This window comes from [Bacillus] caldolyticus (assembly GCF_003595605.1).
Classification (GTDB): Bacteria; Bacillota; Bacilli; order Bacillales; family Anoxybacillaceae; genus Geobacillus; species Geobacillus thermoleovorans.
Genome location: NZ_CP025074.1, coordinates 1501913 through 1527630, shown reverse-complemented (window position 1 = coordinate 1527630; position 25718 = coordinate 1501913). Strand labels below are relative to the sequence as shown.

The window sequence follows — 25718 nt, the reverse complement described above, 5'->3', positions numbered from 1 at the left end:
GAACGAAAACAACTGAACGCATGTGGACTCTCAAAAGAAAAGGGGGTGAATCCATGCCTACGATTACGCTAAGACTGGAGCTGCACAACCCAACGAAAGTGAAACAGGGCATGTATGAACGGATGACAGAAGTGAATACCGCGTTTGCCAATTGGCTGTTGAATCATCCCGAGCTGAATCAAGCGACGAGCAAAATTTTTAAGGAGTTTTCGTCGCAGCGGTTTCCTTCCGCCGTCGTGAATCAGACGATTCGAGAAGTGAAGGCCCAAAAGAAAAAACAAAAGGCAAAGAAGTTCCGAACATTCTGGTGCTGCTTTAACAATCAAAACGTAAAGGTGGAAAAGAAAGGAGTGTTCTACACGGTTTCCTTCCCCACGCTGGAGAAGCGAATTGGCGTGCCAGTGGTTACGCGCTCCTATCAAGAAGCGTGGCTGAATCGGCTGCTCAATGGAACCGTCAAACAAGGGGCTGCCAAGCTCTACAAAAAGAGAAAGAAATGGTACTTGGCGATCGCGATCACCTTTGACGTGAAGCCGCAGCACGAAACAAAGGTGATGGGGGTTGACCTTGGGCTTCGCTATATCGCCGTGGCCAGCGTGGGAACGAAATCGTGGTTTTTCAAAGGGAACCAATGCGCCTTTGTACGTCGACGATATGCGGCTTTGCGGCGAAGGCTGGGTCAAGCCAAGAAGCTTCAGATGATTCGCAAAATCGGCCGCAAAGAGTCCCGCTGGATGAAGGATCAAAATCACAAAATCAGCCGTCAAATCGTCCGTTTTGCCGTCGCCAACGGTGTTGGCGTGATTCGGATGGAAGCGTTGACGGGGATTCGCAAGCGGGCAACATCGGCCAAAGAAGCGGGGCGAAGCCTTCATGCTTGGGCGTTCCACCAACTGCAAACGATGATCGCCTATAAGGCGGAAATGGCGGGCATTCGCGTTGAGTGGGTGAATCCAACCTACACGAGCCAAACGTGTAAATGTGGTCATCGAGAGAAAGCGAACCGAAACGGCATCCGCTTCCGATGCCAAAGGTGTGGATACACTCTCCACGCCGACTTGAATGGCGCCATCAACATCGCCAAAGCGATTTCGGGCTTCGCCTCCTAACCTAGCGCACTGGTCACAGGTGCGCCGCCCATCGGGGTACACTCTAACCCGATGGGACGGGGTGATGACACACCCCTAAACTTGGGCGTTGTCCGAACCAGAAATGGATGAGGACGCAAACGACCCAAGAATCCCACGGCTTTAGCCGTGTGGAGTGTCAACCCTAAAGCAGAGGTTGATTTGTGCGGCCATGCAACTTTGGCGAGTGCCCATGTGCTGTGGGAGCGCGGGGAACACCGCCGAGATGAAGCGATTGCCTTTTTCACGAACAGCGGAGTATTGACGGCTATAAACAACGATGGTTGGATTCGGCTCGATTTTCCGAACGAAACGCCAGTGCGGGTTGAGTCGCCTCCTGCTGCGCTTGTTGGTGCCTTGCCAGCTGAACCGCTGTTTATCGGGCGCAACCGGTTCGATTATTTGGTGGAAATCGGCTCAGAACAGGAGGTGCGCAGACTGACCCCGGATTTCCGCCTGCTTCAAGAAGTAGATGCGCGCGGCATCATTGTGACAAGCCGTTCAGCGGCAGAAGAAGTGGATTTTGTATCGCGGTCCTTTTTTCCAGCTCTCGGTGTGCCGGAAGACCCGGTTACCGGCTCCGCCCACTGTTGCCTCGGGCCGTATTGGGCGGACAAGCTTGGGAAAACGACGTTAGTCGGCTACCAAGCTTCAGCCCGCGGCGGCATTGTGCGGGTGATGGTGGCAGGCGAGAGGGTTCAGCTCGAAGGAAAAGCCGTCACCGTGCTGAAAGGGGATCTGGCCGCCGAGGCCGCTTTCGGATTGCAACCCATCTGAAACATTCCAGCGGAAACAATGCCTGTTCCGGATCCGGTTGGGCGGGCTGGTGTTTTCTTCACTGCCTATGCCAACGAAAAAGGCGCCCAAGCCTCATGTGAAAGGCGGGCTTCCTTTTTTCGGCGGCGGGCCGGCCGTGCCGGTTCAGCCAGCTTGGAGGTGCGGCCGGCGCCTGTATACGTTTAGTCATCCCACCGATACGTCCAAAACCGTTCTGTTTTGAGCCAAGCAAGTGCATCGCCGCGTTTGGATGCCGCTTGCATCAGTCCTTCGGTTTGCGAACGGTGGGCGCGAATGGCGGCCAGCTTCGTATCGATCACCGAGCTGACATCGCGCACGACATCCGGCTGGCCAAGGTCTTGTTCGCAGTTTTTCGCAAACGCAACGCAATGGACGGTTGGCCGTTCTTCTTTCGGCCAGCGCTTTAAGGCGCGGATGACAGCGGCTCCACACGCATCATGGTCGGGGTGGACGCTGTAGCCGGGGTAAAACGTAATGACAAGCGATGGATTCGTTTCTGCCACGATGGCGGCGATCCGGTCAGCCAGCTCTTCTTCATCCTCAAACTCGACCGTCTTGTCGCGATAGCCGAGCAGGCGCAAATCATGAATGCCAAGAATGCGGCATGCTTCCTCCAGTTCTTGCTTGCGGATGTGTGGAAGCGTTTCGCGGTTGGCAAACGGAGGCACGCCCATATTGCGCCCCATTTCTCCGAGCGTCAAGCAAGCGTACGTCACCGGCGTGCCGTTTTGCGCATGCTCGGCAATCGTTCCCGACACACCGAACGCTTCATCGTCCGGGTGGGGAAAAACAACGAGCACATGTCGTTCGTTCAACGGAACTCCCTCCTTACACAAACGGTTCGTTGCTCAGTTCGAGAGCCACGGCCAATTTCCCTTGATCATCATGGCCTGCTAGCAGCAACTGTCCTTTTTCTGTCCATTCCCAATGGGTCAGCCCTTCGGCGTACACCCAGCCAAGATCAAGCTTCAGTCCGACGCGATATGGCCCGGGGCCGGTGATCTTGCCGCGGGTGAAGCGGATGCAGGCATTGCGGATGTAGGCGCCGACGGAATAAAAACCTTCGTTATGATGGGAGGCGTATGCTCCGTTCGTCGTTTCCAAATGAATATACACGTCACGATTGGCAAAACGATTCAGCGCCTCTTGTACAGCGGCCGTGTCGATCGGTTGCAAGCGGCTCCCTCCTTGCTGTTTGTTTTTCTATTATTGTACATGACCGAGGCGTGTGAGCGGAAATATTTCGACTCCTATTGTATAATAAAAAAAGAGACACATCTTGGACTCATCCGCACCTACAAAGCGTTGAATGCTGATTCAACGAAAGAAGGGTGATGATCGATGGGGGTTCAAGGCAATGGTGTCACGATACTGAATTTTGACGGCGTGTACCGACCGCAAAAGCGGCTGTTTCAGTTTCCGCACGAATGGGTCGATCTTGCCGACGTGCCGGAGACGAATTTGTATTGCAGCGAAGCGGCGCTTGCTGAAATTGAGCGGCGGCTTGAGCGGCGGCGGAAGCGCGGGGCGGTGCTGATCGGCAGCGGCAACTATCATTATGTCACGTATTTATTGCTTAAAGAAATCAACGAACCGTTTACGCTTGTGCTTTTTGACCGCCATACGGATGCTGAAGGAGGGGATGATGTCATTTCGTGCGGCTCATGGGTCTCCTATGCACTTAAGCATCCGCGGTTGCAAAAAGTCGTTATCGTTGGCCCAACTGCTTCTTCGCATCAACTCCGTTTATCTCCGAACATGACTGTTCTTCCATTTGATGATCATGATGAATGGCCAAAAGCGCTCATCGAGGCCATCCCGACCGGAAGCATCTATATCAGCATCGATAAAGACGCTCTTCGCCGCGAAGACGCGGTCACGAACTGGGATCAAGGAGTGATTCCGCTATCCCAGCTGCTCGCCTGCCTGCGGTTGCTTTTATTCCATAAAAAAGTGCTCGGCGTGGACATATGCGGCGAATACCCGCCCTCCGCTGTCGACATGTTCGACCCGCTTTGTCGCGAAGCGCGGGGAAAAAATGAGCAGGCGAACATGGCCATCTTGGAGACATATTTCCACTATGCGGCGCCGCATTTGCGGCCGGCGTGAGCGGCGAGAAGCGCGGGAAAGGCAGAACCGCTTTTGGTTTGGCGATCAGAAAAGCAAGGAAGACGCTGTCCCTTCGGATTTTGGCCATCGGGCCGGCGCTTCTGCCGGCCCGATGGCCGAAAAAGCCGGGAAGGCCGCTGCTTGAGGGGATGAGCCTAGTTGTCAAAAGCCGCTCCCGTACATAATGCGAAATTGTTTTTCATCGGAGCGGACATCGCGCGGCTCGATGTGCATGCGGGCGACTTTGGCAAACATCGTTCCGGCTTCAATGGTGTCCAAAAAGAGTTGAAGGGCGCTTTCATTCCCCTGAACTTCCATTTCCACTGTTCCGTCATCATTGTTTTTCACCCAACCGGTCAGCTGCCGTTTTAGCGCTTCGTGTTGGACGAAGTATCGAAACCCGACGCCTTGCACGCGCCCTTCCACGATGACATGAACTCTTTTCACGCCGATGAGTCCTCCTTCATCACGGTTGTTCTGCTTCCATCATATAATAGATGAGGCGGAAAATACATGAAAAAAGGAGCTTGATGGTTCAAGCTCCTTTTTTTACGGATGATAGCGATAATACTTGTTGTTGAATGAGCAGCACAAGCCGCGGGTGATCGCCTAGGTAAGAGCATAAATGCCACTGCTTGTCGGAAACAGAGAACCCCTGCAGCCTCCGTTCGATCGTTTTCATTAAGACGCCGGTAAACAATAAGTACGGGACGACAAACACACGCCGATACGCCGATGCGTGGGCCCGTTCGAGCCCTTCATCAAGCGTCGGGCGGATGGCAGCGAGAAAACAAACGTCCACGTGCGGCACGTTCGTTTTTTCTTTTAAAAGCGCAGCGATGGCGGACATGTCGCGCTTCGTGTCTGGATCACTGCTGCCGCGGCCGACAAGAAGGATCATCGATTCACCGTCAAGCGGTGCGGACTGTTCGCTGATGCGGTCGATCATGATGTCGATCATTGCTTCATGGACGCCGAACGGAGCGCCACAGAGGATATCAACGGACGGATGGCGCCGTCTCGCGATGTCCAATGCTGCTGGAATATCGTGTTTGGCATGCCCTGCAGAAAGAAGGAGAAGCGGAACGACGATGACGCGTGTCGCCCCTTGGGCGACACAACGGTCAACGCCGGTGACAATGTCCGGTTCCGCGAGCTCGACAAAGCATAGCTCTTGAATCGGAATATCGATGGCCCTCCGGCACTGTTCGACGAAACGCGCCGCTTCATGGCGCGCGGCGGCAATGCGGCTGCCGTGGCTGACATATAAAACAGCTTCCATCGCCATCGCCTCACGATGTTGCGCCAGCGGCTGCGGATGACGCAAGCAACGGCTCAAACCATTGAATGTTGGCGCGCAGCCGGACGACGTCTCCGATCATGATCATGCTCGGATTTTGGATGTTTTCCTTGGCGGCGATTCCGGCGATCGTCGCGAGCGTGCCGGTGACGGTGCGTTGAGCAGTTGTCGTTCCCCATTCGATGACCGCCGCCGGCGTCTCCGGCGCTTTGCCGTATTTCATCAGCTGGCCGCAAATGTATGGCAAGTGATGAACCCCCATGTAAATGGCGATCGTATCGATGCCTTTGGCGAGGCTTTCCCATTTGATCTCGTCACGACTTCCGTCGCGCCGATGCCCGGTGACAAAGGCGACGCTTGAGCTGAACGCGCGATGGGTGACAGGGATGCCGGCATAAGCCGCCGCCGCGATGGCGGAGGTGATGCCGGGAACGATCTCAAATTCGATCCCATGTTTGGCCAGCGCCTCGGCCTCTTCGCCGCCGCGCCCGAACACGAACGGATCGCCGCCCTTTAAGCGGACGACCGTTTTTCCTTTTTTGGCATGCCAGACGAGCGCATGGTTGATCGTTTCCTGCTGCATGGCATGAAAGCCGGGCAGCTTGCCGCAAAAGATGAGTTCGGCGTCCGGCTTGGCATATGAAAGCAACTCTTCATTGATGAGACGGTCGTACAAAATGACATCCGCTTGCTGGATGCATTTTAATCCTTTGACGGTAATGAGTTCCGGGTCGCCGGGGCCGGCGCCGACAAGATATACTTTGCCCATCGTTGTTTCAGCCCCTTCGTGCATGATTCAGCCAGCCGCTGGAAAGCGGCATGGATGCTCGGCTGCTTTTATTGTAAATGGTCTGCCTTGGGATGAAAACGACCTTGTCAAATGACCTCCCGTTCTTTTTTGGCAGAGGACGGGGGAATCAGTCTGTTTTCGCGGCCGGGATCATTCCTCGCTCGCGCAGGTAGGCGAGCACTTGCTCGGCACATTCGTCAACCGAATAACGGTGTGTTTCGATCGTCAGCTCCGGTGCTTCCGGCGCTTCGTACGGCGAGTCGATGCCCGTAAATTCACGGATTTCCCCGCGGCGAGCTTTTTGATACAGCCCTTTCGGATCGCGCTTTTCGCATTCTTCAAGCGGGCAGTTGACGTAAATTTCGATAAACTCGTCTTCTTCGACTAAGCGGCGGACGAGCGCCCGGTCTTCGGCAAACGGCGAGATGAACGCCGTCAGCACAAACTGGCCGCTGTCGACAAACAGCTTTGCCACTTCGCCGATGCGGCGGATGTTTTCCGTCCGGTCGGCGGCGGAAAAGCCGAGATCTTTATTGAGCCCGTGCCGGATGTTGTCGCCGTCTAAGACATAATTCTGAATGCCGAGCTCAAACAGTCGTCTGGAGACAGCGTTGGCCACCGTCGATTTGCCGGAGCCGGACAGCCCGGTGAACCAAAGGATGGCGCTATGATGGCCGTTGCGCTTGCGACGATCTTCTTTTGTGACCGATGTGTGATGCCAAACGATGTTCGTGCTCATCGCGATCCTCCTTTAGCGCGCTGACGGGGCGACCGTTTCGCGTTCTTGCAGCCCTTTGATCAAGACGGCTGCCACTTCCGGGCGGCTGAACGTGCTCGGCGGCACTTGGCCGTTGCGCAGCATTTCACGAACTTTCGTGCCGGAAAGGACGACATGGTATTTCGCGTCATGCGGACACGTTTTTGTCGATGCCATCCCTTCGCATTTCGTGCAGTAAAAGCTATGTTCGAAAAAGAGCGGCGTAATGCCAAGCTCTTCAGCCGTAAAGTTCAAGAAGATTTTTTGCGCATCATACGTACCGTAATAATTGCCGACACCAGCGTGGTCGCGGCCGACGATGAAGTGCGTGCAGCCGAAATTTTTGCGCACCATCGCGTGGAAAATGGCTTCACGCGGACCGGCATAGCGCATCGCAGCTTGGAAGACGCCGAGGAAAACGCGGTCTTTCGGGTAATAGTTTTCCAGCAGCACTTGATAGCTTTCCATCCGGATGTCAGCCGGAATATCGTCCGCTTTCGTTTCGCCGACGAGTGGGTTTAAAAACAAGCCATCAACGATCTCGAGCGCGCATTTTTGAATGTATTCATGGGCGCGGTGAACCGGATTGCGCGTTTGGAAGCCGACAACGGTGTTCCAGCCAAACTCAGCAAACTTTTTCCGCGTTTCTGCTGGATCAAAATAAAACGAGGCGAATTGGCCTTTGTCGGTCCGTTTGACAAGCGTAATCTCCCCGCCGACATACACATCCGGTTTTTCAAACAGTTTGCGCACGCCTGGGTGAGCAAGTTCATCCGTTTTATAAACGAGCTTCGCTTCTTTCGTTTTGTCTGGGCGGTAAATGTCAGCGATCTCAATGACGCCGTAGACGTCGCCACGATAAACGAGTTTCGCCTTATCGCCGACGGCGAGCTCTTTCGCCTTTTCTTCTGTTACCGCGAGCGTGATCGGAATGCTCCAGACGGTGCCGTCAGACAGACGCATTGTTTCAACAACCGCGTCGTAATCCGTTTTCGTTAAAAAACCAGTGAGAGGGCTGTAGGCGCCCGTTCCGATCAGCTCCAAGTCGCTCAGTTCGGCTTTGGAGAGCTCGATCGTTTTGGTCGCCTCATCAAGCGGATAGTCCGGATTCCAACGATTGATCAATGTGTCGCCATGCGGGATGCTTACGCTCATGTTCATAACCTCCTAGATTGATAGATGTTGTGAAATGCCGCTGCCATGTTCATGAGGCAAGCGCTCTTTTTTCAGGCTAATGACGCCAAGCAGACGCTCAAGATGGCGATGACCGTATAGACGTCGCTGTCAAACAGCAGCTTGACGATTCGGAATGGCGTCCGATTCGTCAGCGACGCCTATCGAGGCCGCCGCGCCGCTCGCCTCGATGTTCATCGCGAAGAAAAAGGAAGCGATCAAAGCAATGGCAAGGAGCATATCGTTTTTCTCTCCTTCCTTAAGCGAGATGGAGACCGCATTCCGTCTTTCCTTGGCCGGCCCAGCGCCCGGAGCGCAAGTCGTTCGGATCTGTAGCCGGAGCGGTGCACGGGGCGCAACCGATGCTCGGGTAGCCGCGGTCGTGGAGCACATTGTACGGGAGATGGCGTTTGTACACGTAATTCCATACGTCTTTCCACGTCCAGTGAATGAGCGGACAGACTTTAATAGAACGGAACTTGTCGTCTTTGTTAATGTACTCGACATGCCGCCGCGTCGGCGATTGCTCGCGGCGCAAGCCGGAAATCCACGCCGTCACCCCGGTCAGCACCTCGCGCAGCGGAATGACTTTGCGCAGCTCACAGCATTTGTTCGGGTCGCGTTTCCATAACTCGTCGCCAAACTGCGCCTTCTGTTCTTCCAACGTCAAGCGCGGCTGCTTCATCACGATGCGAAGCGACGGATATTTTTCTTTCACTTTCGCGATCGTATCGTACGTCTCTGGAAAATGCAGGCCGGTATCCAAAAAGACGATTTCGGCGTCCGGTTTGATTTGGGAGATGAGATCAATCAGCACAATCCCCTCGATGCCGAAGCTGCACGCGTATACGATCTCATCGCCGTATTCGCGATACGCCCAAGCAAGGACGTCAAGCGCCCCTTTTGTTTCATTATCGGACGGAAAAGACGGTTTTTCCGCCTTTTCCCACTGATCATACGTGAGCATCGGTTTCTCCTCCTCACAAAATCAAAGAAAATCCACGTAATTAGTCGGATATATAGCGGCCAAACGGCAATTCGGCGGCGAAAATCCTTCCTTGCATGAATCAGAAAGAGCGGGAGAAAGGGTGCCCCTTATTTTACTAAAGATCTTCTTTAGCTGGAATTGGCACTTTGCTATAGGCGGCAGGTTGACGGAGTTCATTGAGCCAATTCCTCCCTCACTCCCGAGCAACGTATGCAACGCATGTCATTTAATTGATTAAAATTTTAGCACAATTGACGATAATGTCAATCATAGTTTTTCGATAGGAATTGTTTTTATACGAAACAGCTGCATTGCCTGCCTAGCAGCAGATGGGAGCGTTATTTTTTGCGCAGGCTTCCGAGCTCTTCGACAATCGCCTGCATTTCGCTTGGGCTGAACGTCTCGCGTTTCATCACCATCTCGTAAATGTCTCTCAACTCATCGTACCATTCCTCGGAAAAATGGGACGGCTTGATGGCATCCAAGTTCAGCACTTTCAACTTTTGCTTCAACTGTTCGATCATGTAGGCGACGTTTTCCGCCGACCGTTTTGATAAATCCATTCGTTTACTCCTTTCATGGCAAGTTACTATGTATTGTACCATAGGTGCAGGAAGAATGGGGAGAGATTGCCTGGCTTGCTTTTCTGATGAAAAACGGATGATGTGGTAAAATGTAGGTGCACATGCATAGTGCCAGTCTAAAAGGTTGGTGAAACACCTCGTTTTCTTCAAAATGGTTGTCGTGAACGCGCACAAAAGTTGTTGGCCCATTCGCACACGCTCCCCCGCTGGAGTTGTTTTTTCGTTACATCCCCGTCCTTCTAGGGACAAAAAGGGCTAGATGAAAAGAAATGAAGGAAAACTAACGGTGGAAAGCACCGTGGACATAGAGAGAGGGGTGGCTGTTTGGATGATTAAAGTGCTGTTTGTTTGTCTTGGAAACATTTGTCGCTCGCCGATGGCGGAAGCGGTCTTCCGTCATTTGGTGAAAGAGCGGGGGCTTGACGGTCTGATTGCCGTTGATTCGGCGGGAACAGGCAGCTGGCATGTCGGTGAGCCGCCGCATGTGGGGACAAGAAGGGTTTTGACTGAAAATAAGATCGACTACTCCGGCATCCGCGCCCGGCAAGTGAATCATCGTGACTTGGAAGAATTTGATTACATCATCGCCATGGACGCAGCCAACTTGAACGATTTGCGCCGATTGGCTGGCTCCCGTTCGAAAGCGGTGCTCGCCCGGTTGCTTGACTTTGTTCCCGACCGGGAAAAAGACGATGTGCCTGATCCGTATTATACCGGGAATTTTGCCGAAGTGTATCGCCTCGTCCGCTCAGGGTGCGAGCATTTGCTTGAGAGGATCATCCGCGACCATCGACTTGGTGTGGAGGAAACAAAATGACTTTGAGGGCGGCGCACCCGTCTAGGGAAAAACGGGGAAGGAGGGCAGCCGATGGTCGTAAATTTGGCGTTCATCCGTGAGTTGGCCCGCCGTTTTACGGAAGATGAAATCCCGCGTTTGTCGGCGGAATTGGCGTATTACTTTCTTCTGTCGCTCTTTCCGTTTTTGTTGTTTTTAATGACGCTGTTGGCGTATTTGCCGATTCCGCATGAAGATGTGCTTGCGCTCGTGCGGCAATACGCCCCGAAAGAGGCGCTTCACCTCATCGAGACGAACGTTTATCGTCTCATGAATGAGCAAAATGGGGGATTGTTGTCGTTTAGCATCATCGCAGCTATTTGGTCAGCGTCTAATGGCATGAGTGCCATTATGAGGGCATTCAACCGCGCTTATGATGTGCAAGAAGACCGGCCGTTTTGGATCGTACGCGGGCTGTCGATTGTGTTGACGCTCGGCATGATCGTTGTCATCATCGTTGCCCTCGTGCTTCCGGTCTTCGGGCGGATAATCGGGCTGTTTTTGTTCTCTGCTCTCGGGTTGTCGCAACAGTTTTTGGAGGTTTGGAACGCGTTTCGTTGGGTGACGAGTTCGCTGTTATTGTTTGCTGTCTTTACTGCCCTTTATTATTTCGCGCCGAACAAACAGCTTCGCTGCGTCAACGTCGTGCGCGGCGCGCTGTTTGCCACCGCCGGCTGGATTGCGGCGTCGCTGGCGTTCGCGTATTATGTCAACAACTTTGCCGATTACACGGCGATGTATGGCAGCCTTGGCGGGATGATCGTGTTGATGGTTTGGTTTTATTTGTCCGGCATGATTCTTGTCTTGGGCGGGGAACTCAACGCCATGTTTGACTGTGAGCGCGAAGGGAAAAGACGGCAGCGTTAGCGTGCATAAACGGTGCCGAGGCGGGATATCGTAACAATGCAGGGGATCTTGGCATAGGGGGGATCAAGATGACGAAACATACGAAAAAAGACGGGGGCACGAAGCAAAAAGGAAAAAACAGACCAAAGCATAAGACGAGTGGCAGTGCCAACGGCCAAAACGGCTATCATTGAAAGAAGCTGCCTCAAAAGGTGGTTCTTCGTTCAACATAGCACAACATATTGTAATATTGTGCCCCGGCGGTCGTTTTATGTGTATAGATGGAAATCAAAAAAAGGTGCCCTTCCTTTTTTGAGGGCACCTTTCCTTTCATGCAAACACAGGCACATCGAGCCGCTGCCGCTTTATTCAACGATTTCTTCGTGATGGTGGTAATAGCGCTCATAAATGTATTCAATTTCTGCATCAGTCATATAGGCGAGTTCCTCGCGCGACAATCCCCGCACTTTTTCGATAAACTCGATCATATTTTTCCGTTCCGTTCTGCTCATGATCGCCACTCCTTTATACTGTTTTAAAACAGAAACTTGATATCTTGGTTTTATTATATAACAGAGGGAACAAAATGGTCAACGATTTTTTTGAAAAAATAAAAAATAAAAAACAAAAAAACGGTCAAGCCGCTGTTTCCTGTTCCCGGCGGCTGACGAGGCAAATGGCCGGAACGAGGAGGACAGCGCTGACCGCAAGGAAAAAGGCGCGACTAGAGAGATCCACCACGCTGCCGGCAAGCGGCGGGCCTGTCATGCTGCCGAGACTGTATAGCATCCCGCACAACAAATTGCCGGCGGGAAGCAGTTCTTTCGGCAACAGGTCGGTCATATAGGCGATGCCGAGAGAGAAGAGCGAACCGGTAAACATGCCAGCGGTGAACAAACAGGCAGCCAACCCAACCATGGACGCACCGACAGTGAGGGCAATCAAAAAACAACCGGCGCCGGCCAAGAGTGCACCGGTGATGATCTCGCGCCGCCCGAACCGGTCGCTGAGCGCTCCGAGCGGAAGCTGAAAGATGATGCCCCCAAGCGAGAAGCATGGCAAGATGAAGGCGATCTGCTCAGCGCTCATCCGCTCACGCAAGGCGTACAGCGGGAAGATGGAATGAACAGCCGCTTCTAAAAAACCGTACGCAAACGGCAACAAAAGCGCTGGCCATGCCTGTTTCCAAGCGCCAATAAACCGACCGGCCGCCGACGAAGAGCGTTCAAGCGGCTTTGGTTTTTCGTTCGGCAGCCAAAAGACGCCGATCCAACCGGCGAAACTAAGGAGAGCAGCTAAATAAAACGGAAGCGCCTTCTCGACCGAAGCGAGTGAAGCCAACAGCGGGCCGATGGTGAAGCCGAGGCCGAACGCCCACCCATACAGCGACAGCCGCCGTCCGCGCTCCGCCGGCGGCGAAAAGTCCGTAATCCACGTTTGCGTCGCAAAATGAAGCATATGATCGCCGATGCCGATGGCAAAGCGAAGAACGAGCCAAAAGAAAAGAGAAGGAAAAAGTGGAAAAAGAATAAGCGAACATATTACAATGAAACCACCAAGGAGAATGAGGAGCCGATAGCCATAGCGTCTCAGCGGCCGTTCCAAAAATGGCGAAATGGTCAAGACACCGATATACAGGGCGGCGGCGTGCGCCCCGTTAACGGACGAAGAGACGCCGTTTTCATCAAGAAGCATCGCCAGAAGCGGCAGCAACATCCCTTGCGACAGACCAGAGACGGCGACAATCCCGGTTAAGATGGCAAAACGCATCGTGCATCCCCATTTCAGTTGAAATCGCCGGCCGATCAAACAAGCGAGGCCGGATGTTTCCCAGGGCGAATGAATGCCCTTATCCATCGTACATAGAAACGGCGGTCAATGCAACGAAAACAATCAAGAGGAAAGGTGGAAGAGAAATGAACAAGGTGTTTGCTTGGATGACATGGATCGGCGTGCCGGTGTCGGTCATCGGCGGGTTTCTTCATTGGCCGACTGTCTTGATGTTTGTGTTGTACTGTTTGACGATCATTGCGCTCGCCAGCTACATGGGGCGAGCGACGGAAAGCTTGGCGATCGTCGCCGGACCGCGCATTGGCGGGCTGTTGAACGCGACGTTTGGCAACGCGGTCGAGCTGATCATTTCCATTTTTGCCTTGCAGGCTGGACTCGTTGACGTCGTGCTCGCTTCCTTAACCGGTTCGGTGCTCGGGAACTTGCTTTTGGTGGCTGGGCTATCGTTTTTTGTCGGCGGACTAAAATATAAGCGGCAAGAATTCAACATTTATGATGCTCGTCATAATGCCGGGCTGCTGACTTTTGCTATCTTCATCGCTTTTGTCATTCCGGAAGTGTTTACCATGCATATGAATCACAGCGAACAAGTCGCGTTGAGCGTTGGCATTTCGATCATCATGATCTTGCTTTACGCCGCTGCCCTTTATTTCCGGCTTGTCACCCATCGCGGCGTATATCAGCATAAATCAGAAGAAGTGGAAGAACATGAAGAGCCCGAATGGGGCAAAGGGAAAGCGACCGCCATTTTGGCGCTGGCGACGGTTGCGGTCGCCTATTTATCGGAACGGCTCGTTCATACGTTTGAAACGGTCGCCGAGTCATTCGGCTGGAGCGAGCTGTTTATCGGGATCATCATCGTGGCCATCGTCGGCAATGCGGCGGAGCACGCTTCCGCGGTGATTATGGCGTACAAAAACAAAATGAATGTCGCGGTGGAAATTGCCGTCGGCTCGACATTGCAAATCGCCATGTTCGTTGCGCCGGTGCTTGTGCTCGTTTCGCTTTTGTTTCCGGAAAAAATGCCGCTTGTCTTTTCACTTCCTGAGCTGGTGGCGATGGCTGCTTCCGTCCTTTTGATGATCGTGCTGTCAAATGATGGTGATACGAACTGGTTTGAAGGAGCAACATTGCTCGCTGCCTATACGATCATGGGCATCGGTTTTTACTTGCTGTAAGTGACTGCATCCGGGTATTCGCCGTCCGGGTGTTTTTTTGGCGGGTGCGGGAAGTGGGGCGCCAAACGGGGAAAATTTTCGCCGCCGCGGATAAACGGCGCATTTTGAAAGAAACTAACAGTGAATAACGTGGGAAGAAAGGAGTGAAGACGATGAAAAAGTGGGCTGTTTCGCTGTTCGTGAGCGTGCTTCTTCTTTATGCGGCGGCGTTTTCGGCGCTGGCGGCTGCCGGCAAACCGGCGCCCGGTGCGGTGATTGATATATCGAAAGAAAATACGTATCCGAACCCGACTCAAGATTTGCCGCATTTGGAACCGAGCTCGTTTACAAAACAGCTGTTAAGATCGGCGAATGTGAAAATTGAGAATCCCGAATTGATCCATCTCTTTAATGAATCTTCGGCGACCGACACGCCATGGGCCGTTGGCTATCGAGCGACGATTTATTTAGGCCAATGGCCGCTCAATTACCAGTCGATCGAAACGTCGACGAACTGGGAATATCAAAAGGTCAACACGAATTTCCTTGATAACCGCGGCGGCGATACGGCGCAAAAGTTGTACTATAAACAAGAAATGCAAAAATACGTCCGCGGCGGGTTGACGGTGAAAGTGCCGAATGAAGACGCGGTTAAGCGGATGATGTTAAACAAAGCGATGGAAAAGACGAACTTGCCGCTCTCTTTCAGCACGGTTGTCGGCCTTGGCACGAAAAAAGACCAACCGTACAACGTACCGGCGAAAAAAATAGGTTATTTGTACGCGTACGCTCCGGCGGTGAATGAAAAAGGGAAAGTAACATACGGGGAAGTGTACGTCGTGCTCAAAGGAAACAAAAAGAAAATTGTCGTCAAAAACGTGACGACAAGAGGGGTTGGGGCGTGGATTCCGGTGCAGGATCGCCTGTACATGTCATATGTGGTGAGTGAACAGCCAAGATAAAACGTCAAGGAAAAGCTCCTTGACGTTTTTTATCGGCCAATGCGCGCGGACCGCTTCGTAAAATCGACGCCGCGGTAATACGTCTGCTTCACAAGGACGTTCGGTCCGAGGCAGCGTGCCGACGGGCAGTGGCAAAGAAGCTCCCTAGCAAGCTTTGAGCGCCGCCATTTGTCATACACGTCTGGCAGCGAATCGTGAATGATGTTGCCAAGCGGCGGTTCATCACCGAAATCGGTGACGATGACATCGCCGGTGAAAATATTGACATTGAGCCGTGAACGTCCGTCTGGATCGTTGCGCACGGTGACGTTTTTGCTTTCATACAGCCGCTTCAATAGGCGCACATCTTCTTCGTTGTCGCTGCACGGGTAAAACGGCAGCGTGCCAAACAGCATCCAGACGTTTTCGTCGCGAATGTCAAGCAAATGGTGAATCGCTTCGCGCAATTCGTCCAAGCTCAACGTCTCTAAAGCGCTGGCAAAATCGCTCGGATACATCGGATGGATTTCATGGCGCCGGCAGCCCATTGCCTCGACAACTTGGCGGTGGATCGCTTCCAAGTGGCGGACGGTCCGTTTGTTTAACATCGTTTCCGCCGATACCATCACGCCGGCATTTGCCAGCGCTTTTGCATTGTCAAGCATGCGCTGGAAGTATTTCTCGCGTTGGGCGCGCGTCGGCTTCCGCTCCATCATGGCAAAACCACCTTCGACAAAGTCGTCGATCGTCCCCCAGTTGTGCGAGATATGGAGCACATCCAAATACGGAATGACTGGTTCATAGCGAGACAAATCCAACGTCAAGTTCGAATTAAGCTGCGTCCGCACCCCGCGCTCGTGCGCGTAGCGGAGAAGGGGAACGACGTATTGTTCGACGGATTTTAATGACAGCATCGGCTCGCCGCCGGTGATGCTTAATGACCGCAAATGCGGAATTTCCTCGAGCCGGCGGAGCAACAAATCAAGCGGCAGCGCCTCGGGATCTTTCATTGTCAACGTATAGCCAACAGCACAATGCTCACAGCGCATATTGCAAAGCGTCGTTGTGGTAAACTCAATATTCGTCAGTTGTAGTTTTCCATATTCTTCAATATCGACGTACGCTTCCCAAGGGTCATACGCCGGCGTAATGGCCGGTATGGTCGATGAACGCATCACTTTCTCCTCTCTCCATGACAAAGTCCTATCGTTCATTATTAGCCGCCTTAGCAGCGCTTGTCAATCGTTTTGGATGTTTTGCATCTACCCCATTCGTATGATGAGGATGGAACAATCATGAGATCGAAAAGAAAGATTTTTTACACAACGCTGGAAAACGGAGTATAATAGGAAAAGATGGGACAACTGCATATGGACGATAAACAGGGGAAGGGGCGTTTAGACAAATGGAAAAATTCCAGCAAAGCATGTATGACTTGATTGTGGAAACATCTACGAAGCTGCCAAAGGATGTCCGTCGAGCGATCGCTCGGGCGAAAGCGCGCGAAAACGCCGGCACGCGGGCGGCCATGGCGCTCGATACGATCGTCGAGAACATTCAAATGGCGGACGAAAACGTGTCGCCGATCTGTCAGGACACCGGCTTGCCGACGTTTAAAATCAAAGTGCCGGTCGGCGTGAATCAAATCGAAATGAAAAAAGCGATCCGCGCCGCCATTGTCGAAGCGACGAAAAACGGCAAGCTGCGTCCGAACTCGGTCGACTCGCTCACCGGCAAAAACAGCGGCGACAACTTAGGGGAAGGCGTGCCGGTCATCAAATTTGAACAATGGGAAAACGATTACATTGACGTTCGCCTTATTTTAAAAGGCGGCGGTTGTGAAAACAAAAACATTCAATACAGCCTTCCGTGTGAACTCGAGGGGCTCGGCCGCGCCGGCCGCGACCTTGACGGCATCCGCAAATGCATTTTGCATGCGGTGTACCAAGCGCAAGGGCAAGGATGCAGCGCCGGCTTTATCGGCGTCGGCATCGGCGGCGACCGCTCATCGGGCTATGAGTTGGCGAAAGAGCAGCTGTTCCGTCCGGTCGATGATGTCAATCCGATTGAAGAATTGCGCCAACTCGAAGAATACATTATGGAAAACGCCAACAAACTTGGCATCGGCACGATGGGCTTTGGCGGCGAATCGACGCTGCTTGGCTGTAAAATCGGCGTTATGCACCGCATCCCGGCGAGCTTCTTCGTTTCGGTCGCCTACAACTGCTGGGCGTTTCGGCGCATGGGCGTGAAAATCGACCCGGCGACCGGTGAGATCATCGAATGGCTGTACCAAGACGGCGAAGACGTCGATTTTGCAAAAGAGTTGGAAAAAGCGGAAGCAGCCGCGGCGCTTGAACAAGGCGACACACGCGTCATCGACCTTGTTCCGCCGCTGTCGGAAGAACAAGTGCGCCAGCTTCGCGTCGGCGACGTCGTCCGCATCAGCGGCGTCATTTACACCGGCCGCGATGCCATTCATAAATATTTGATGGACCATGACGCGCCGGTCGACTTGAACGGGCAAATCATTTATCATTGCGGCCCGGTCATGTTAAAAGATGAAGAAGGCCGCTGGCACGCCAAAGCTGCCGGCCCGACGACAAGCATCCGTGAAGAGCCGTACCAAGGCGACATCATGAAAAAATTCGGTGTCCGCGCTGTCATCGGCAAAGGCGGCATGGGCGCGAAGACGCTGCAAGCGTTAAAAGAACACGGCGGCGTGTATTTGAACGCCATCGGCGGCGCGGCGCAATATTACGCCGATTGCATCAAATCCGTGGAAGGCGTTGATTTGCTGGAGTTTGGCATCCCCGAAGCGATGTGGCATTTGCGCGTCGAAAACTTCACTGCTGTTGTCACGATGGATTCGCACGGCAACAGCTTGCATGAAGATGTGGAAAAATCGTCGCTTGAAAAGCTGGCTCAGTTCAAAGAGCCGGTGTTCAAGTAAGAAGGAGAGCTGAATTTCAAGCACATGGCTATTGGTATTCAAACAAGCTGATCCCGTTTTCTTCTCTGTCCCCAAAGCGCTTGCTTTTGGGGCCTTTTTTTGCAAAAAATGGCGCGCGTAAAGCGGTCAGGGGTGAAAACAATAAGAAAGAGGAAAAGATGGCGGCCAAGGAGGAACTAGGCATGAGATGGCTCATTTCTCTCGTTTTAGCGCTCTCGCTTTTTCCCGCCCCTGCTTTTGCCATAAGCAATGCGCCGATCCATTGGGGATTTAAGAGAAGCGAAAACCACGAGCCCCCATCGGCGGGAAAAGAGCTCGATGAACTGCTCGCCAAATATGACGCCTTTTATTTAGGCGACACGAGCGAAAAAACGATCTATTTAACATTTGACAACGGGTATGAAAACGGCTATACGGCGCAAATTTTGGACGTGTTAAAGGAAAAACATGTGCCAGCCGCCTTTTTTGTCACTGGTCATTATTTGCAAACAGCGCCCGATTTAGTCAAACGGATGGCGGCGGAAGGGCATATCATCGGCAACCATTCATGGCACCATCCCGATTTGACGGCGGCAAGCGAAGAGCGGTTCCGTGAAGAGCTGGAAAAAGTAAAAGAAAAGACCGAGGAATTGACCGGGCAAAAAGGGATGGCGTACCTTCGCCCGCCGCGCGGCATTTTCAGCGAACGGACGTTATCTCTCGCCCGCGACCTTGGCTATTATCACGTCTTTTGGTCGCTTGCGTTCGTCGACTGGCAAACTGACCGCCAGCGCGGCTGGCAATATGCTTACGACCAAATCATGAAACAAATCCATCCGGGGGCGATTTTGCTGTTGCATTCCGTGTCCAAAGACAATGCCGAAGCGCTGCCGAAGGTGATCGACGACTTGCGCAAACAAGGGTATACGTTTGCCAGCTTAGATGAGTTGATGGTGAAAAAGATGGGCCTCCATCCGCGGCTGTTTCGCCCATAAGCCGCTTTCATCACTTGAGCGCAAAAGTGGTACGAAACGTTGTGTGTTGGACCATTCGAAAACCCGCCTCGTTCTGTCAACCGAACCATATGCCGCTGCCTCGTCCTGCCAACAAGTTGGTTCGACGGGGCGTTTTTCGTTATAATAGGGGCACGGACAAATGAGAAAGGTGAGAACGATGTGGAAGCAAACGATTACCGTGCCCGCGCCGTACGATTTTGCGCATGCGTTGGAGCGATTGGCGCTCGATCCGCTGCTGGCGGTTGATCTAGAGCGGCAGCGCGTCACCGTGCCGCTTCATCTCGATGACGTAAAGGTGCCTGTCGTGGTGGAAAGCATCGGCGCGAAAGACGCCCCGCGCTTTATCGTGTCGGGGCCGCATCCCGAGCGGCAACAGGAGATCATCGAACGGATTTCTCATCTGTTTCAATGGCGGACGCCCCTTGCCTCGGTGCACGGCTACTTTCAGGCGACCGAGCTGGCGCCGCTGTTTGCCCGTTATGAGGGGCTGCCGTTGGTGCTTGATTTTGATTTGTATTTTTGCCTCGTCAAATGTTTGATCCACCAACAGCTTCATCTCAAAGTCGGCTATCGGCTCACAGAGCGGTTTGTGAAAACGTTCGGCGAGGAGCGGGACGGCGTTTGGTTTTACCCGCGCCCAGAAGAGATCGCGGCCCGCTCGTACGAGGACTTGCGCGCCTTGCAGCTGAGCGGGCGGAAAGCCGAATATATCGTCAATGTGTCGCGCCTCATTGCCGAGGGGAAGCTGCGGCTTGATGAACTCGAGCAGATGGAAGACGGCGAGGTGATGGAGAGGCTGACCGCCGTGCGCGGCATCGGTCCGTGGACCGTGCAAAATTTCCTCCTCTTCGGCCTCGGCCGCCCAAACGTCTTCCCGCCGGCGGATATCGGTTTGCAGCGGGCGGTCGAAAAATGGTTCGGGCTTCCGAAGCGGCCGACCACAAAAGAGATGGCGGCGCTTGGCGAACGATGGAAGCCGTACGCCAGCTATGCGGCGCTTTATTTATGGCGAAGCATTGAATGAGAGGGACCGATATGGCAAAGCAACAAATGAACATCAAAATCAAAAAAGGCGAGCAATTTCCCGTGACGATTCAACGGATCGGCATTAACGGCGAAGGGGTCGGTTATTTCCAAAAACAAGTCGTCTTCGTCCCCGGCGCCTTGCCGGGTGAAGAAGTCATCGTTGAGGCGACGGACATCCACCCAACCTACGCCGAGGCGAAAATCAAGCGCATCCGCAAGCGCTCGCCAAACCGCATCAAGCCGCCCTGTCCGCTCTATGACCAGTGCGGCGGCTGCCAGTTGCAGCACTTGGCGTACGAGGCGCAGCTCGAGGCGAAGCGCGACATTGTCATCCAGGCGCTCCGCCGCCATGCCCGGCGCCTCGATGTCGACAAGCTTGACATCCGCCCGACGATCGGCATGGACAACCCGTGGCATTACCGAAACAAAAGCCAGTTTCAAGTTGGAATGAAGGAAGGGAAGGTGCTCGCCGGCCTGTACGGCCTCAACTCCCATCGGCTCATCGACTTGTCGGAATGCCGCGTCCAACACCCGCAAACGACGCGCGTCACGAACATCGTGAAAACGATTTTGCAAGACTTGCACATCCCGATTTACAACGAGCGGACAAGAATGGGCGTCGTGCGGACGATCGTCGCCCGCGTCGGCTTTCATACCGGCGACATCCAGCTTGTGCTTGTGACAGCGACAAAAGACATTCCGCGCAAAGAGCTGTTGATCGAGGAAATCCGCCGCCGTCTTCCAGAAGTGAAATCGATCGTGCAAAACATCAACGGCGAAAAAACGTCGCTTATTTTCGGCGACGAGACAGAAGTGCTCGCCGGCGACGAATACATTCAAGAAACGCTCGGCGATTTGTCGTTTGAACTGTCGGCGCGCGCCTTTTTCCAGCTCAACCCGTTGCAGACGGTGAAATTGTACGACGAAGTGAAAAAAGCGGCCGCCCTCACCGGAACGGAGCGGATCGTGGATGCCTATTGCGGCGTCGGCACGATCGGTTTGTGGCTTGCTCGCGATGCCAAAGAAGTGCGCGGCATGGACACGATTCCGGAAGCGATCGAAGACGCGCAAAACAACGCCAAAAAGCATGGGTTCACCAACACGCACTATGTCGTCGGCAAAGCCGAATATTGGCTGCCAAAATGGGTGAACGAAGGCTGGAAGCCGGACGTCATCATCGTCGACCCGCCCCGCGTCGGCTGCGACCGGGCGTTGCTTGAAACGATTCTCCACGTCCGCCCGAAAACGGTCGTCTACGTCTCATGCAACCCGTCCAGCCTCGCCCGCGATCTCGATGCCTTGGCTGCACAATATCGCGTCGACTACATCCAACCGGTGGACATGTTTCCGCACACGGCGCATGTGGAAGCGGTGGCGAAATTAACGCTGCAATTTTGACACTCCACGCGTCTTCAGCCGTGTGGAGTGTCAATGGAAAATGAAATCGGGTTCTTCCACTCCTTTTTGGGAGAAAGAAGAGAGGAAGAAAAAGTGGGGGAACCCTTGGAAAAGCAAGGAAAAAAGATCGAAATGAGAGAAAAATGAATTAAGCCAGAGGCAATAAAATATCTGTTCGTGACACACTTCCATCCTGATCATGCCGGCATGGTAGAAAACATTAAGAAATTCGGAACTTCCTTTATTTTGTTTGAACATACAGATGTCCATGAGCAATTTTTGCTCTCCCTCCATCATGAAAATGGCAACTCAAGGAGCGCACATTCTCATAGAAAACCAGAGCAAGGCTGAGCGCACATTTTTCAATCACGGCCATGATGTGGAGGAGGGTCATGCCATCAAGTGAAACGTTTGCCTCACCTATTGCATCAACAAGAAATTCCTTCTAACAGGGCTCGCCGTTAGAAGGGATTTTTTATTTGGAAAAATAAGACGCTGGCCGCTTCGAATTCAGCAAAAGGGAAGCTGAGGCATTATATCTTAGCAAAAATACGCCTCGAGTCGTAGACAAAATATATCTTTGGAACATGATGGGATTCGGGTTGTCTGCGGTACGATGGAAGACGAAAGGAGGCGAAAGGATGGCAAAAAAGATCGGGCTGTTCGTTGCCGGCGCGGTGGCGTTGCTTGTGCTGCTGTTTCATCTTGGGCCGCTTGTCGGGTTGGCAATCACGCTGGCGGTGCTGTACTATGCGTTCAAGAAATGTTTGAAAGCCCCGTCGACGTTCGGGAAAATCGTGTGGGCATTGATTGGCTGTGCAGCGTTAGTTGTCAGCGCTTCGAATGTGCCAGCGCTCATCGCGCTTGTCGCGGCGTATGTGTTGTATGTCGTGTATAAAAAATGGAATGGAGTGAAAGACGAGCGCGTCGTTCCAGAAGCAGACGACCCGTTTGTCAACTTTGAAAAACAATGGGCGGAGCTGCAAAAGCATTATTCATGAAATCAATGGAAAAGGAGCGAATCGATGATGAGTGTGTTCTCACGTTTGAAAACGATCATTGAAGCCGATCTCCATGAATGGCTTGACGAAAAAGAAAAGAAAAACCCGATCGCGCTTCTCAATCACTATTTGCGCCAATGTGAACAGGAAGTCGAGCGGGTGCGGCAGCTGCTCGAGCGCCAATATGTGCTGAAAGAGCAATTTGCCCGCGAACATCGCGAAGCCGAACAGATGGTGGAAAAACGAAGCAAGCAGGCGGAGGTGGCGGCGCAAGCCGGGGAAATGGAGCTGGCCGAATTTGCGCGGCGCGAACAAGCGCAATACGCGGAGCGGGCGGCCCGCTTAAAACAGCTGCTCGAGCAAGCGAGCCGTGAGCTGTTTGAGTTAGAAGCGAAATATGAAGAAATGAAGCATAAGCTGAAAGATATGCAAATGCGGCGCATGGAGCTGATGGGGCGGGAGAATGCGGCTCGGGCGCACTACCGCATCCATCGGGTGGTCAACGGGGACGCCGGCCCGGCGTTGGCGGCGTTTGCTGATGCGGAAGTCTACCTTGACCGCCTTGAGCGGCAAGTTCGTTCCGATTATTACCGAAGCACGATCGATGCGCGCATCGCTCAGCTGGAAAAGCAGTTGCAGGAAGGAAAATAACCGGATATGCTAAAGGCGTACATGGTTACGCCTTTTTCATTTTGGACAACAGGGGGCTCCCCACATGCTTGATCAACGGAAGAAAACTGACTATGTCAGTTGGGTTGTTTTGGTGACACTGCTCCTTTTTGCAATCGAAATTTCGTTTTTTCGCCCGGGCGTGCTGTTTTCGTTAAGTATATCGGTCTGTTTGATTTATGTTGGAAGGAAAAAATGGCATCGGCGGAAAGGAAAATGGCTGTTTTGGCTTGGCTGCATCATGTTGGCCATTCATGTCTTAACGATGATGGCCGCTCGTTTTGTCATGGTCGCGCTGTTGGGTTATGCCCTTTGGCAATTGTTTCAGTCGAAGCGGCATCCGACGGTGATCCGCCCGACTATGGCTGAGAACTCGTATGGGGGAGAGGAAATCGTGCGCCGTCAACCACTGTTTCAAAATGTATGGGTTGGCCGGCAAGCGACCTCAGAACGGGTGTATGAGTGGAATGATGTCAATATCCAAACGGGGATCGGGGATACGGTCATTGATGTCAGCTATACTGTGCTTCCGAAAGGGGAAGCGGTCATTATCGTGAGAGGGTTGATCGGCAACATTCGAATTCTCGTTCCGTACGAAATTGAAACACGGCTCGTTCATTCCGCCATTTTTGGTGTTGCCTCGCTGTTTGGCAAGGAACAGGAGAAAATGTTCAACGAGACGCTCATTTATCAAACTTCTTCGTATGATCAAGCGGAGCAAAAGCTAAAAATCGTCACCTCGATGATCATTGGCAATGTCGAGGTGACACGCGTATGAGCCGACCGATGCTCGCTTCTGTTTTGCTTGCGCTTGCGCTTGCTGTGGCGTTGCTCATTTCCTTTCTCTATTTCCTTCCGCCTGGAATGTGGTCGTCTTTGTGGGATCAAACTGTGATGGGGTTGCCGTTTTTGTTGTTTGTGTTCGCTGTAAGCCTGTGTATGGGGATTGCTGTTGGACTTATGCTTGATTCCTTCTTTCGCCAGCAATGGCAAGCGGTTGTGCAGGCGCTTCGGCACATTGAACAAGGAGAGATGGGGGAGTTGCATCGGGAAGAGCCGCCGCCGGAACTGCAAGAGCTTTGGCGGCAAATCGTGAAGCTGCAAGCGCAATGGCGCGCGCAAACGAAACGCGTGCAAAAGTTAGCGGCGGAAAAGGCCGAACAGGAAGAACGGCTCGTTGAACGCATTCTTTCCGAAGAACGCACGCGGCTGGCGCGGGAACTGCATGATTCCGTAAGCCAACAATTGTTCGCCGCTTCGATGATGATGTCGGCCGTCATGGAAACGATGCCGCCCGATGATGAACGCCATCGGAAGCAACTGAAAATGGTCGAACAAATGATTCACCAGTCGCAATTGGAAATGCGGGCGCTGCTTCTGCACTTGCGGCCGGTGCATCTGAAAGGAAAATCGCTTCAAGAAGGGATGACCGAACTGCTTACTGAACTGGCGGGTAAAGTGCCGCTCGAGATGAAATGGAACATCGAAGACGTTCCGCTCGATAAAGGGGTGGAAGATCATCTGTTTCGCATTTTGCAAGAGTCGCTTTCCAACACGCTGCGCCATGCGAAAGCGAAGTCGTTGGAAGTATTGCTCATCGAACGGGACGGGTTTGCCATTTTGCGCGTCACCGACGATGGCGTTGGCTTTGATGTGGAACGTTCGAAAAGCGGCTCGTACGGGTTGCAGCACATGTATGAGCGGGCGGCGGAAATCGGTGGGATGTTGAAAATTGTCAGCTTAAAAGGTCAAGGAACGAGGTTGGAAGTGAAAGTGCCGCTTTTGCACAGGGGGGATGACCGTGATTAAGGTACTGCTTGTCGATGATCATGAAATGGTGCGGCTTGGCGTGTCGGCGTATTTATCCGCCCAACCAGATATGGAGGTGATTGGCGAGGCGGAAGATGGTAAAAAAGGGGTGGAGCTCGCCCTCCAGTTGCGTCCGGATGTCATTTTAATGGACCTCGTGATGGAACCGATGGACGGCATTGCGGCGACGCGCGAAATCATCGGCGCGTGGCCGGAGGCGAAAATCATTGTCGTGACGAGTTTTTTGGATGATGAAAACGTGTTTGCCGCGCTTGAAGCAGGGGCGACGAGCTATTTATTGAAAACATCGAAAGCGAGCGAAATTGCCGACGCCATTCGCGCCACGTTCCACGGGCAATCGGTGTTCGAACCGGAAGTGGCCGGAAAAGTGATGCGAAACTATCGGAAACAAGAAGAGCGCCTGCCGCATGAGCAGCTCACGAGCCGGGAGATGGAAGTGCTTTTGTTGATGGCGCAAGGGAAAACGAATCAAGAAATGGCCGATGAATTGTTCATTTCACTTAAAACGGTGAAAGTGCATGTAAGCAACATCCTCGCCAAACTCGGCGTCCAAGACCGGACGCAAGCGGTCATTTACGCGTTTCGGCATGGTTTGGTGAAATGAGGAGCGTGTGAGTGGCACAAGCGCTATGCATTGAGAGTATGCTATG

Annotated in this window: 30 protein-coding genes and 1 riboswitch; of the genes, 17 read left to right on the top strand and 13 right to left on the bottom strand. The window is 53.1% G+C overall.

All coding sequences use genetic code 11. From position 1 onward, the window contains the following. Window positions 1–53: 53 nt before the first annotated feature. On the top strand, window positions 54–1109 hold the full coding sequence (locus CWI35_RS08065; protein WP_011229909.1) for an RNA-guided endonuclease TnpB family protein: 1056 nt from the start codon (window positions 54–56) through the stop codon (window positions 1107–1109). 213 nt (window positions 1110–1322) lie between these two features. Beyond that, complete coding sequence (locus CWI35_RS08060) at window positions 1323–1904, top strand: PhzF family phenazine biosynthesis protein (RefSeq protein ID WP_231847802.1); 582 nt, start codon at window positions 1323–1325, stop codon at window positions 1902–1904. Window positions 1905–2086: 182 nt separating this feature from the next. Here the strand turns inward: CWI35_RS08060 and bshB2 are convergent, their stop codons facing one another. Both bshB2 and CWI35_RS08050 read right to left on the bottom strand, forming a co-directional pair. Then, the gene (gene bshB2 / locus CWI35_RS08055; protein WP_023633711.1) at window positions 2087–2740 is read right to left on the bottom strand and encodes a bacillithiol biosynthesis deacetylase BshB2; all 654 of its coding nucleotides are present in this window, start codon (window positions 2738–2740) and stop codon (window positions 2087–2089) included. Window positions 2741–2753: 13 nt separating this feature from the next. Beyond that, window positions 2754–3101, bottom strand: coding sequence for a YojF family protein (locus CWI35_RS08050; protein WP_011229912.1), 348 nt, complete (start codon window positions 3099–3101; stop codon window positions 2754–2756). 165 nt (window positions 3102–3266) lie between these two features. On the opposite strand from CWI35_RS08050, the gene CWI35_RS08045 reads away from it, so the two are divergent. Beyond that, complete coding sequence (locus CWI35_RS08045; protein ID WP_011229913.1) at window positions 3267–4034, top strand: arginase family protein; 768 nt, start codon at window positions 3267–3269, stop codon at window positions 4032–4034. A gap of 162 nt (window positions 4035–4196) precedes the next feature. Here CWI35_RS08045 and CWI35_RS08035 read toward each other — a convergent pair whose 3' ends face one another. From CWI35_RS08035 to CWI35_RS08000, 8 genes are all read right to left on the bottom strand, one after another. Continuing rightward, on the bottom strand, window positions 4197–4481 hold the full coding sequence (locus CWI35_RS08035; protein WP_011229915.1) for an acylphosphatase: 285 nt from the start codon (window positions 4479–4481) through the stop codon (window positions 4197–4199). 88 nt (window positions 4482–4569) lie between these two features. Next, window positions 4570–5316: a sirohydrochlorin chelatase gene (locus CWI35_RS08030; protein WP_011229916.1), complete on the bottom strand. Its 747-nt coding sequence runs from the start codon at window positions 5314–5316 to the stop codon at window positions 4570–4572. A 10-nt stretch (window positions 5317–5326) separates the two neighbouring features. Beyond that, window positions 5327–6103, bottom strand: a complete 777-nt coding sequence (gene cobA, locus CWI35_RS08025) for a uroporphyrinogen-III C-methyltransferase (RefSeq protein ID WP_011229917.1) — start codon at window positions 6101–6103, stop codon at window positions 5327–5329. 148 nt (window positions 6104–6251) lie between these two features. Next, entirely contained in the window at window positions 6252–6863 is a 612-nt protein-coding gene (cysC, locus tag CWI35_RS08020; RefSeq protein WP_011229918.1) for an adenylyl-sulfate kinase, read from the bottom strand. A gap of 12 nt (window positions 6864–6875) precedes the next feature. After that, window positions 6876–8036, bottom strand: coding sequence for a sulfate adenylyltransferase (gene sat / locus CWI35_RS08015; protein WP_119877641.1), 1161 nt, complete (start codon window positions 8034–8036; stop codon window positions 6876–6878). Between the two features lie 129 nt (window positions 8037–8165). Next, window positions 8166–8294 (bottom strand): phosphate transporter, encoded by a 129-nt coding sequence (locus CWI35_RS08010; protein WP_013522957.1) that lies wholly within the window; start codon window positions 8292–8294, stop codon window positions 8166–8168. A 19-nt stretch (window positions 8295–8313) separates the two neighbouring features. Beyond that, on the bottom strand, window positions 8314–9021 hold the full coding sequence (locus CWI35_RS08005; RefSeq protein ID WP_119877640.1) for a phosphoadenylyl-sulfate reductase: 708 nt from the start codon (window positions 9019–9021) through the stop codon (window positions 8314–8316). A gap of 125 nt (window positions 9022–9146) precedes the next feature. Continuing rightward, window positions 9147–9251: riboswitch (SAM riboswitch) on the bottom strand. A gap of 129 nt (window positions 9252–9380) precedes the next feature. Continuing rightward, entirely contained in the window at window positions 9381–9605 is a 225-nt protein-coding gene (locus CWI35_RS08000) for a DUF1128 domain-containing protein (protein WP_011229922.1), read from the bottom strand. Between the two features lie 349 nt (window positions 9606–9954). Between CWI35_RS08000 and CWI35_RS07995 the strand changes: the two genes are divergently transcribed. After that, window positions 9955–10443, top strand: coding sequence for a low molecular weight protein-tyrosine-phosphatase (locus tag CWI35_RS07995; RefSeq protein WP_013146347.1), 489 nt, complete (start codon window positions 9955–9957; stop codon window positions 10441–10443). A 51-nt stretch (window positions 10444–10494) separates the two neighbouring features. Continuing rightward, window positions 10495–11328: a YihY/virulence factor BrkB family protein gene (locus tag CWI35_RS07990; RefSeq protein ID WP_011229924.1), complete on the top strand. Its 834-nt coding sequence runs from the start codon at window positions 10495–10497 to the stop codon at window positions 11326–11328. A 344-nt stretch (window positions 11329–11672) separates the two neighbouring features. On the opposite strand, the gene CWI35_RS07985 is transcribed toward CWI35_RS07990, so the two are convergent. Continuing rightward, window positions 11673–11819, bottom strand: a complete 147-nt coding sequence (locus CWI35_RS07985) for a BH0509 family protein (RefSeq protein WP_011229925.1) — start codon at window positions 11817–11819, stop codon at window positions 11673–11675. A gap of 124 nt (window positions 11820–11943) precedes the next feature. Beyond that, window positions 11944–13077, bottom strand: coding sequence for an MFS transporter (locus CWI35_RS07980; protein ID WP_015373936.1), 1134 nt, complete (start codon window positions 13075–13077; stop codon window positions 11944–11946). Window positions 13078–13223: 146 nt separating this feature from the next. Between CWI35_RS07980 and cax the strand changes: the two genes are divergently transcribed. Further along, entirely contained in the window at window positions 13224–14276 is a 1053-nt protein-coding gene (cax, locus tag CWI35_RS07975; RefSeq protein ID WP_011229927.1) for a calcium/proton exchanger, read from the top strand. A 152-nt stretch (window positions 14277–14428) separates the two neighbouring features. Next, window positions 14429–15217 carry a YfkD famly protein gene (locus CWI35_RS07970; protein WP_011229928.1) on the top strand — a complete coding sequence of 263 codons (789 nt, stop codon included), beginning with the start codon at window positions 14429–14431 and terminating at the stop codon, window positions 15215–15217. 29 nt (window positions 15218–15246) lie between these two features. Here the strand turns inward: CWI35_RS07970 and yfkAB are convergent, their stop codons facing one another. Then, on the bottom strand, window positions 15247–16371 hold the full coding sequence (gene yfkAB, locus CWI35_RS07965) for a radical SAM/CxCxxxxC motif protein YfkAB (protein ID WP_119877639.1): 1125 nt from the start codon (window positions 16369–16371) through the stop codon (window positions 15247–15249). Between the two features lie 230 nt (window positions 16372–16601). Here yfkAB and CWI35_RS07960 point away from each other — a divergent pair, with 230 nt between their 5' ends. The 10 genes from CWI35_RS07960 (at window position 16602) to CWI35_RS07915 (ending at window position 25672) form a co-directional block, all read left to right on the top strand. Beyond that, the gene (locus tag CWI35_RS07960; RefSeq protein WP_021321832.1) at window positions 16602–18149 is read left to right on the top strand and encodes a fumarate hydratase; all 1548 of its coding nucleotides are present in this window, start codon (window positions 16602–16604) and stop codon (window positions 18147–18149) included. A 182-nt stretch (window positions 18150–18331) separates the two neighbouring features. Further along, window positions 18332–19123 carry a delta-lactam-biosynthetic de-N-acetylase gene (gene pdaA / locus CWI35_RS07955; RefSeq protein WP_014194895.1) on the top strand — a complete coding sequence of 264 codons (792 nt, stop codon included), beginning with the start codon at window positions 18332–18334 and terminating at the stop codon, window positions 19121–19123. A gap of 178 nt (window positions 19124–19301) precedes the next feature. After that, window positions 19302–20168 carry a DNA-3-methyladenine glycosylase family protein gene (locus tag CWI35_RS07950; protein ID WP_014194896.1) on the top strand — a complete coding sequence of 289 codons (867 nt, stop codon included), beginning with the start codon at window positions 19302–19304 and terminating at the stop codon, window positions 20166–20168. After that, window positions 20165–21568, top strand: a complete 1404-nt coding sequence (gene rlmD, locus CWI35_RS07945; RefSeq protein ID WP_020279474.1) for a 23S rRNA (uracil(1939)-C(5))-methyltransferase RlmD — start codon at window positions 20165–20167, stop codon at window positions 21566–21568. Before CWI35_RS07950 ends, rlmD begins: the two co-directional genes overlap by 4 nt. Before the next feature lie 177 nt (window positions 21569–21745). Continuing rightward, on the top strand, window positions 21746–21919 hold the full coding sequence (locus tag CWI35_RS18755) for a hypothetical protein (RefSeq protein WP_346426315.1): 174 nt from the start codon (window positions 21746–21748) through the stop codon (window positions 21917–21919). Window positions 21920–22209: 290 nt separating this feature from the next. Next, window positions 22210–22569, top strand: a complete 360-nt coding sequence (locus CWI35_RS07935; RefSeq protein ID WP_011229934.1) for a lmo0954 family membrane protein — start codon at window positions 22210–22212, stop codon at window positions 22567–22569. Window positions 22570–22596: 27 nt separating this feature from the next. Then, entirely contained in the window at window positions 22597–23220 is a 624-nt protein-coding gene (locus CWI35_RS07930; protein ID WP_011229935.1) for a PspA/IM30 family protein, read from the top strand. Window positions 23221–23284: 64 nt separating this feature from the next. Beyond that, complete coding sequence (gene liaF, locus CWI35_RS07925; RefSeq protein WP_011229936.1) at window positions 23285–24016, top strand: cell wall-active antibiotics response protein LiaF; 732 nt, start codon at window positions 23285–23287, stop codon at window positions 24014–24016. Then, a complete protein-coding gene (locus CWI35_RS07920) occupies window positions 24013–25047 on the top strand; it encodes a sensor histidine kinase (RefSeq protein ID WP_014194901.1) in 1035 nt (344 codons plus the stop codon). The genes liaF and CWI35_RS07920 overlap by 4 nt, the downstream gene beginning before the upstream one ends. Further along, window positions 25040–25672: a response regulator transcription factor gene (locus CWI35_RS07915; RefSeq protein WP_013146334.1), complete on the top strand. Its 633-nt coding sequence runs from the start codon at window positions 25040–25042 to the stop codon at window positions 25670–25672. The genes CWI35_RS07920 and CWI35_RS07915 overlap by 8 nt, the downstream gene beginning before the upstream one ends. The last annotated feature ends 46 nt before the right edge of the window (window positions 25673–25718 follow it).